At 35.0% G+C, this 2,065-nt stretch carries 1 protein-coding gene and 1 pseudogene; one reads left to right on the top strand and one right to left on the bottom strand.

Annotated features, from left to right (window positions below):
• A pseudogene (locus AB3X49_RS23020) lies at positions 1–262 on the bottom strand (MBOAT family protein); the annotation flags it as partial.
• A 227-nt stretch (positions 263–489) separates the two neighbouring features.
• On the opposite strand from AB3X49_RS23020, the gene AB3X49_RS23015 reads away from it, so the two are divergent.
• Positions 490–1,905 carry an MBOAT family O-acyltransferase gene (locus AB3X49_RS23015; protein WP_219374914.1) on the top strand — a complete coding sequence of 472 codons (1,416 nt, stop codon included), beginning with the start codon at positions 490–492 and terminating at the stop codon, positions 1,903–1,905.
• Positions 1,906–2,065: the final 160 nt, after the last annotated feature.

The following is a 2,065-nucleotide window of genomic DNA, read 5'->3' as shown; positions in this document are numbered from 1 at the left end:
TTCCTATATTAAATATTAACCCTACCGTTAAAAGAAGTTTACTCTTATGTTTTACGAGCCTCATTCCGATAAAGTAGTTCACAATGAGTGACACTAACATAAGCGGTAAATATTTCACATTCCAATAACTATAGAAAAATAAAGAGGCCGCAACAAGCCAAGCCTTCGCTAATGTAGCATGTCCAAATTTATTTAATAGAAAATATAAAAGAAATGCTATCGGTAAAAATAAAAAAATAAACTCAAATGAGTTAAATAACACACCATCTCTTCCCTTCCAAACAAATCACACCTTATTCATCTTATCTTATCCAAATAGTGAGTGTCAAAAGGGTTCCGCTCCCCTTTTCTTCTATTATATATAATAATCATTTTAATCGAATTATTAACATGATAAAATATTAAAGGCACTTTTATTTAAAAGAATATATAATAGAAATGTCGGTTTTTTGCACGAAATGTATTTTTGAAAAAAGTGAGGAGAGTCCTTTGGTATTTAGTAGTTCTGTTTTCTTATTTATCTTTTTACCTCTCGTATTATTTTTCTATTTTATAGTGCGTGCCGAGCTACGTAATTTCGTATTACTTGCATTTAGTTTAATTTTCTATGCATGGGGAGAACCTCGATTCGTCCTCTTAATGCTCTTTTCTATTATATTAAACTACTGCTTCGGCCTACTCGTGCATCATTATGATAAACGAAAAAATATGAAAGTCACATTTTTAATTATGGCTGTGGTCGGAAATATTTTATTACTTTCTTATTTTAAATATATTTCATTTTTCACAGACATTTTAAACAACGCTTTACATTTATCTATCCAGGTGGAACCTATTCCACTACCAATTGGGATTTCATTTTATACATTCCAAGCGATGTCCTATGTCATCGACATATATCGTAAAGACGGGGATGTTCAAAAGAATCCACTTAACTTAGCACTATATATATCAATTTTCCCGCAGCTTATTGCCGGACCAATCGTTCGTTACAATATCGTTGCTGATCAAATTAAAACGCGCATCCATTCTTTTGAACGATTTACAGAAGGTATCCAAATTTTCGTTTTAGGATTAGCGAAAAAAATGTTAATCGCCAATCAAGTTGGATTTGTCGCAGATAAAATCTTTGCCTTACCACCATCTGAAATGAGCGCTGGAACGGCTTGGATTGGTATTATCGCCTATACACTTCAAATCTATTTCGATTTCTCAGGATACTCTGATATGGCAATTGGACTTGGAAAAATGTTCGGATTTGATTTCCCGAAAAACTTCAATTATCCGTACATCTCGAAATCCATTTCAGAATTTTGGAGAAGATGGCATATTACACTAGGCTCTTGGTTCCGCGACTATATATACATTCCGCTCGGCGGAAACCGTGTATCCAAACTAGCAAATTACCGTAACCTCTTCATCGTATGGGGATTAACCGGTTTATGGCACGGGGCAAGCTGGACCTTTATCGCCTGGGGATTATATTACGGCTTTATTATCTCGATTGAAAAAGCTGGATTCGAGAAAATATTAAATAAGCTGTGGAAGCCGCTGCAACATGCATATGTACTAATCATCGTTATGATCGGTTGGGTCTTCTTCCGAGCTGATAATTTCGCATACTCGTTCCAATATTTAAAAGCGATGTTTGGCATAGAGAGGCAATCTTTCATCGATGACAACACAATGCTATATATACATGAATACATTGTCATATTTATCATCGCCTTTATCGCAGCGACACCAATTTTGAAACGTGTTAAAAACATATTAGAACTTGCACCAAAAACGTATACATTCACGATGCAGGTTGTACGTCCTATATTATTACTAACATTATTTATGATTTCGATTATGTATTTAATTAATTCGACGTATAATCCATTTATTTACTTCAGGTTTTAACTTATCCCGCTATTTTACGGGCAGTAAGACCCCCACCTCAAAATTCAGCGAAAGCAAAGAAGTTAGGTTGGGGTCGGGCTGCCCGTAAAAGCCCGATTGGTTCAACTAATAATCAGTGGGGGATGAACAAAACCCCCACTGATTAAAGTTTCACTTTATG

It is taken from the genome of Bacillus sp. C30 (genome assembly GCF_040838255.1).
Classification (GTDB): domain Bacteria; phylum Bacillota; class Bacilli; order Bacillales; family Bacillaceae_G; genus Bacillus_A; species Bacillus_A mycoides.
Note: the sequence above shows the minus strand (reverse complement) of the source record. Positions and strands in the feature narration are given on the sequence as shown.